At 70.8% G+C, this 6,684-nt stretch carries 7 protein-coding genes; 4 read left to right on the top strand and 3 right to left on the bottom strand.

Translation table 11 applies throughout. From position 1 onward, the window contains the following. On the bottom strand, positions 1-930 hold a 930-nt coding region (locus VFM98_RS13780; RefSeq protein WP_325110488.1), incomplete at its 3' end, for a tetratricopeptide repeat protein. 47 nt (positions 931-977) lie between these two features. Between VFM98_RS13780 and hemE the strand changes: the two genes are divergently transcribed. Both hemE and VFM98_RS13770 read left to right on the top strand, forming a co-directional pair. Continuing rightward, positions 978-2,090, top strand: coding sequence for a uroporphyrinogen decarboxylase (hemE, locus tag VFM98_RS13775; RefSeq protein ID WP_325110487.1), 1,113 nt, complete (start codon positions 978-980; stop codon positions 2,088-2,090). Between the two features lie 354 nt (positions 2,091-2,444). Beyond that, on the top strand, positions 2,445-4,493 hold the full coding sequence (locus VFM98_RS13770) for a primosomal protein N' (RefSeq protein WP_325110486.1): 2,049 nt from the start codon (positions 2,445-2,447) through the stop codon (positions 4,491-4,493). A gap of 17 nt (positions 4,494-4,510) precedes the next feature. Here VFM98_RS13770 and rsmI read toward each other — a convergent pair whose 3' ends face one another. Further along, entirely contained in the window at positions 4,511-5,413 is a 903-nt protein-coding gene (rsmI, locus tag VFM98_RS13765) for a 16S rRNA (cytidine(1402)-2'-O)-methyltransferase (protein ID WP_325110485.1), read from the bottom strand. A 28-nt stretch (positions 5,414-5,441) separates the two neighbouring features. Here rsmI and VFM98_RS13760 point away from each other — a divergent pair, with 28 nt between their 5' ends. Next, a complete protein-coding gene (locus VFM98_RS13760) occupies positions 5,442-5,798 on the top strand; it encodes a YraN family protein (RefSeq protein ID WP_325110484.1) in 357 nt (118 codons plus the stop codon). Positions 5,799-5,843: 45 nt separating this feature from the next. Here the strand turns inward: VFM98_RS13760 and VFM98_RS13755 are convergent, their stop codons facing one another. Beyond that, on the bottom strand, positions 5,844-6,209 hold the full coding sequence (locus tag VFM98_RS13755) for a hypothetical protein (protein ID WP_325110483.1): 366 nt from the start codon (positions 6,207-6,209) through the stop codon (positions 5,844-5,846). A gap of 278 nt (positions 6,210-6,487) precedes the next feature. On the opposite strand from VFM98_RS13755, the gene VFM98_RS13750 reads away from it, so the two are divergent. After that, positions 6,488-6,684 (top strand): SIS domain-containing protein (locus tag VFM98_RS13750; RefSeq protein WP_325110482.1); only part of this gene is annotated, 197 nt, incomplete at its 3' end.

Genomic DNA, 6,684 nt, shown 5'->3' with positions numbered 1-6,684 from the left:
CTCCGCGCCCTGCGACTCCTCCACGGTGAAGCAGAAGCTACCGCCCCCCGGCATGCGCTGCGCCAGCAGCCGGAACACCTCGTCGACCGCGCCCACGTAGATGAACACGTCGGCGGCGACCACGAGGTCGAAGACGTCCTGCGACTGCGCCAGGAAGTCCACCACATCGCCCTGCACCAGCGCGTCGTACAGCCCCAGCGCGCCCGCCTTCTCCAGCATGCGCGTCGAGAGGTCGACGCCGGTCACGCGATCGGCCATCGCGCGCAGGAAAGGCCCGCACAGCCCGGTCCCGCAGCCCAGGTCCAGCGCATGGCGCCAGCGCTGCCCCGACGCGGCCAGCCGCTCGGTCAGCACCCGCGGCGCGTCGTAGCGCAGCGTCTGCACCAGGTGCTCGTCGAACTGCGCCGCGTAGCCGTCGAACAGCGCCTCCACGTACTGCACGGGCGGCCGCGGCGGCGCGTCGCCGCCCTCGATGCCCGCCAGGTAGTAACGGAGCAGCTCGGGATCGCCGCCACGCGCCAAAGCCTCGCGGAACGATTGCGCGGCTTCCTGCGCGCGACCCAGCTCCTTCAGCGCGTTGCCGCGCAGGGTCCACAGCGCCGGCGACCGTGCATCGGCGGCCAGCGCGCGATCGAAATGGTCCAGCGCCTCCCGGGTACGCCCGAGTTCCGCGAGCGCCGTGCCGCAATGCCCCAGGCTCTCCGCATTCGCCGGCTCCTGCGCCAATGCCTCCTGCAGCAGCGGCAGCGCCTCGCCGGGCCGACCGAGCTTCAAGCGGACCGCCCCCAGGTTGCTCAAGACGGAAGGCCGGCCCGGCGCCAGCGCCAGCGCGGCGGCGAACTGGCGCTCCGCGTCCGCCAGGCGGCCGGCCTCGTAGGCGGCCACGCCCTCGGCAAAAAACGCCCGCGCCTGCTCGAAATCAACTGCCATGCTGCCCATCCGGAAAGCGGCATCATAGGGCCTGCCAAAATGGCGGGATGCGCTTCCAGCCCCTCGCCAACGACACCTTCCTCCGTGCCTGCCTGCGCCAGGCAACGCCCTACACGCCCCTGTGGCTGATGCGACAGGCGGGCCGCTACCTGCCGGAATACAAGGCCACCCGCGCGAAGGCGGGCAGCTTCATGGGGCTGGCGACCAACGTGCAGTACGCCACCGAGGTCACCCTGCAGCCGCTGGACCGCTTCGCCATCGATGCCGCGATCCTGTTCTCCGACATTCTCACGGTGCCGGATGCGATGGGCCTGGGCCTCAGCTTCGCCGAGGGCGAAGGCCCCAAGCTGGCGCGCCCCCTGCGCGACGAAGCCACCGTGGGCGCGCTGCAGGTGCCGGACCTGAACAAGCTGAAGTACGTGTTCGACGCGGTCACCTCGATCCGCAAGGCGCTGGCCGGCCGCGTGCCCCTGATCGGGTTTTCCGGCAGTCCCTGGACGCTCGCCTGCTACATGGTGGAGGGCGGCGGCTCGGGCGACGACTGGCGCGGCGTCAAGAGCATGCTCTATAGCCGCCCGGACCTGATGCACCGCATCCTGAAGGTCAACGCCGATGCCGTGGCGGCCTACCTCAATGCGCAGATCGACGCCGGCGCCCAGGCGGTGATGGTGTTCGATAGCTGGGGCGGCGCGCTGGCGGACAGCGCCTTCCAGCAGTTCAGCCTCGCGTACACCGCGCAGGTGCTGGCGCAACTGAAACGCACCGATGCCGAGGGCAACACGGTCCCGCGCATCGTCTTCACCAAGGGCGGCGGCCTCTGGCTGGAGGAAATGGGCCGGCTCGATTGCGACGTGCTGGGCGTGGACTGGACGGTCAACCTGCGCCGCGCCCGCGCGCAGGTGGGCGCCACCAAGGCCCTGCAAGGCAACATGGATCCCGCGGCGCTCTTCGCCCCGCCCGAGGCCGTGGCCGCCGAGGCCCGTCGCATCCTGGAAGACTTCGGCGCGCCCCACACGGGCAGCGGCACCGGGCCCACGCAGGTCTTCAACCTGGGCCACGGCATCAGCCAGCATACGCCGCCGGAGCACGTCCACGCGCTGGTGGAAGCCGTGCACGCGCATTCGGCGAAGATGCGCGCCGGCGCCGCCGCGAGCGCGTAGAACCCGCATCCCGGGGCTGGCGCGGCCCGCGGCGGCCACGATGGTTGGCCAGGGGCGCTTGACTTATGCACAAAAACTGTGTTGCGGGGGCCGGGGCCGGCCAAGCCCGCACATCCTGCGCTCCCAAAAAGGTAGCGCACCTAAGTCCTTGATTTTGCTGGATTTCACTTTATGCACTTTTCCGGTGCGGCTGAGGCAACTCCTTGATTTCTCGGGGTTGGCGGGGCTGCGCCGAAGCGGTATCAACAAAGTTATCCACAAGAACGGCGGCCTGCGCCAAAGCGCTGTGGAATCAAGGACTTATCGGGGATTGCGACAGCCGGGCCTAAGCTGCGCCCCTAGGGCGTCCTAGCCATGGCGCAGCTGCTCCATGTCGTCGTGCCGACGCCCGCGCACAGCACGGTGGGCGGAACGCTCAGCTATTCGAGCGAACTTCCGTATCCACCCGGCACCCTGGTGCGGGTGCCGCTGGGGCGGCGCGAGGTGTGCGGTGTCGTGTGGGAGACACCTGCCGAGGACGCCGTCGAAGCCCTCGATCCCGCCCAGCTGCGGCCGGTCGGGGCCGTGCTCGACGGCCTGCCGCCCTTGTCGGCCGGATGGCGGCAGCTCGTGGCCTTCACGGCCGGCTACTATCAGCGCAGCCTGGGCGAAGTGGCGCTGGCCGCCCTGCCGCCGCAACTGCGCGCACTCGATGCGGTGCAGCTCGCACGCCGGCTGCAGCGCAAGGTCGACGACGCACCCGCCGCGCCCGGCGGCCCGGCCCCGGACCTCAGCGCCGACCAGGCGCAGGCCCTGGCGGCGATCGGCTCCGAGCCCGGCCCGTTCCTCCTCTTCGGCGCCACCGGCAGCGGCAAGACCGAGGTGTACCTGCGTGCGGTGCAGTCGCTGATGGAGCGCGACCCGCAGGCGCAGGCCCTGGTGCTGGTGCCCGAGATCAACCTCACCCCGCAGCTGCAGGCCCGCTTCGAGCACCGCTTCGGCGCCGGCGCGGTGGTCGCTCTGCACAGCGGCATGACCAACCCGCAGCGGCTGAAAAGCTGGATCGCCGCCCATCTGGGGCGCGCCCGCATCGTGCTGGGCACCCGCATGGCCGTGTTCGCCTCGCTGCCGCGGCTGGGGCTGATCGTCGTCGACGAGGAGCACGATCCCAGCTACAAGCAGCAGGAAGGCGCCCGCTATTCGGCGCGCGACCTGGCCGTGTACCGCGCCCGCGCCGAGGGCGCCAAGGTGGTCCTGGGCTCCGCCACGCCGTCGCTGGAGAGCTGGCAGGCCTGCGACCGCGGCCGCTACCGCTGTCTCGAAATGCCCACGCGCATCGGCGCCGGCAAGCTGCCGGCGGTGCGGCTGGTGAACATGAACCACCAGCCGCGCGGCGCCCTGTTCTCGCCACCGCTGCTCGATGCGATCGGCCAACGGGTGGCGCGCGGCGAGCAGTCGCTCGTGTTCCTGAACCGGCGCGGCTATGCGCCGGTGCTGGCCTGCAACGCCTGCGACTGGAAGAGCGAATGCAGCCACTGCAGCGCCTTCCGCGTCTTCCACAAGATCGACCGCACGCTGCGCTGCCACCACTGCGGCTTCACCGAGCGCGTGCCGCGCGCCTGCCCGCAGTGCGGCAATGTGGACATCGCGCCGGTCGGCCGCGGCACCGAGCGGCTGGAGGAGCAGCTCGGCGAGCTACTGGCCGACGTGCGCCGGCCCGACGGCACGCCGGTGCGCATCGCGCGCATGGACGCCGACAGCACGCGCCTGAAGGGCGCGCTGGAACAGCAGCTCGCGCAGGTGCACGCCGGCGAGGTGGACGTGCTGGTGGGCACGCAGATGGTGACCAAGGGGCACGACTTCCGCACCATCACGCTGGTGGCCGCGGTGAATCCCGACAGCGCGCTGTACTCCAGCGACTTCCGCGCGCCCGAGCGTTTGTTCAGCCTCTTGATGCAGGCCGCCGGCCGGGCCGGGCGCGATGCCGCACGGGCGGCGGCGAGCGAGATGTGGGTGCAGACCTTCAGCCCCGAGCATCCGCTGTTCGCAGCGCTGAAGAAGCACGACTACCCGGCTTTCGCCGAGCAGCAGTTGCGCGAGCGGCGGCAGGCCGCCATGCCGCCCTTCGCCTACCAGGCCCTGCTGCGCGCCGAGGCGCGCACGCAGGAGGTGGCGCAGGCCTTCCTGCAGTCCGCCGCCGATGCCGGGCCGGGGCTGGAGGGCGGCGGGCATGTGGTGATCTATGCGCCGGTGCCGATGACGGTGCAGCGGGTGGCGAACGTCGAGCGTGCGCAGCTGCTGCTGGAGTGCGGCTCGCGCCCGGCCCTGCAGGCCTTCCTGGCCGCGTGGCAGCCGGTGCTGCAGGGCCTGCGGGTGCGCGGCCTGATCCGCTGGGCGATCGATGTGGATCCGTTGGTGATTTGAGGCCCGCGCGGGCCAGCCTACGGTTCGTCGCCCTTCATCTGCAGCGCCGCCTGGTACAGCCCGTTTCGCCCCGCCCCCGTGATCTCCGCGGCCAGCCGCACGGCCGTCTTCACCGGCAGCTCCGCGAGCAGCAGCCGCAGCACCCGCAGCGCCTCCGCATCGTCGCTTTCGATCCGCACCGGATGCAGCACCAGCGCGAACTCGCCGCGGGCGCGCGCCGCATCGGCCTGCAGCCAGGCCGGGAAGTCGGCGCAGGGCAGCGTGGCGATCTGCTCGAACTGCTTGGTCAGCTCGCGCCCGATGGTCAGCTGCCGCGGCCCCAGTGCCGCCAGGCTCTCGGCCAGCGCGACGATGCGATGCGGCGCCTCCAGCAGCACCACGGCGCGCGGCTCCTGCCGCAGTGACTCGATGGCCTGCTGCCGTTCCCCGGCCTTGGCGGGCAGGAAGCCGAAGAACACGAAGCCGGCGTCCTCTCCTTCGGAGCCCGTGCAGCTCAGGACCGTGGTCACGCTGCTCGCACCCGGCAGCGGCACCACGCGCAATCCGGCGGCCTGCACGGCGGCTACCACCCGCGCACCCGGGTCGCTCACACCGGGCGTGCCCGCATCGCTGGCATAGGCGACGCGCTGGCCCAACTGCAACCGGCGCACCACCTCCTGCGCGCCCTCGGCCTCGTTGTGCCGGTGCACGCTGAGCAGGCCCTTGGCCTCGATGCCATAGGCGCGCAGCAGGGCCTGCGTGTGGCGGGTGTCCTCGCACGCGATCGCGTCCACCAGTTGCAGGACGTGGAGGGCGCGCAGCCCGATGTCCGCCAGGTTGCCGATGGGCGTGGCCACCATGTACAGCGTACCCTGAGGGTAATGCTGCGCGGCCGCCGCGTCACGGGCCGCGGCCAGCGCGGAGGCAAACGATGCGCTCAATGAGACTCCTTCGAAAGGCGGCCGCGGCGTGAGCACGCGGATCGACGGCGCCGCCGCGGAAGACCGCGCGCTGGCCTACCTGCTGCGCCAGGGCCTGCAGTTCGTCGCGCGCAATTATCGGACGCCGCACCGCGGGGGCGGCGAGATCGACCTGATCATGCGCGAGCGCGATGGCACCCTGGTGTTCGTGGAAGTGCGCCAGCGCACGCATCGCGCCTTCGGCGGCGCGGCCGGCAGCATCGGGTGGGAGAAGCAGCGCCGCATCGTGTTCGCGGCGCGCCACTACCTGCTGCGGCTGAAGCAACCGCCACCTTGCCGTTTCGACGTGGTGAGCATGGAAAACGGCGCGCTCCAGTGGATGCGCGCCGCTTTCGATGCCGGCTAGGACCGCCGACGAGGGCGATCCCGGCGCGGAGGTCGGGGGCTGGGATCAGCCGCGGTCGGCCTTGCGCGGCATCGGCGCGGGAGCGGGCTGCTCCACCGGCGCGGGGGCGGCACCCATCTGCTGCTGCTCCTGCACGATCACCGGGGCCGGGGCCTCGGCGACGATCGGGGCGGGTTCCTGCACCTGCGCCACTTCGCGCACGGTCGTGACCTCGGCGGTCTGGACCTGGTCGATCAGGCCCGGCACGCCGGTCTCGCCCATCGAGGTCAGGTGCGTGCTCTGCTGGCCCGCGCCCAGGGCGGGGTTCGAAACGAAGGGGTTCGGGGGAACGCCCTGCGCGACGGCAATACCGATCGCGGCGACAGCGGAAGCACCGGCAACCAGACCGGCAATCTTTTTCAGAACAGCCATTGCAACTTCTCCTTGAGCTTGATTTGTTGAACCTGCGGGCTCGTTGGCCAGCGGTGTCAAGAGTAGTGAGCGGGAACTTGCGCGGAGTCAGTTCGGCGCGGCATGTCGTGTCGGGTCATGTCCGCCGCTGCGTCGTCCATTGCGTCCCAAGTTCGTCCGAACGCACCTACACCGAAGCTCCGCGGCGAAACAGCGTGGCTCATCACGTAACGCGCTGTTCACGGTTGGGCCATCGAGCAGACATTTTTCACAATGCCACCCGGCGGTATCATCAATGGATGCTCGAGCAACGCATACAGCAGAACTTCATCGACAGTGCCGACCTGAAATACCCGGCCGCCGAGAGCCTGAGCAAGCCGGTGGCGCAGGCGGTGCAGGCGGTGCTAGCCTCCGTCACCAGCGGCGGCAAGGTGCTTGCCTGCGGCAACGGCGGCTCCGCCGCCGACGCTCAGCACTTCTCGGCCGAGTTCGTGGG

It is taken from the genome of Ramlibacter sp. (assembly GCF_035706265.1).
Taxonomy (GTDB): domain Bacteria; phylum Pseudomonadota; class Gammaproteobacteria; order Burkholderiales; family Burkholderiaceae_C; genus Ramlibacter.
Note: the sequence above shows the minus strand (reverse complement) of the source record. Positions and strands in the feature narration are given on the sequence as shown.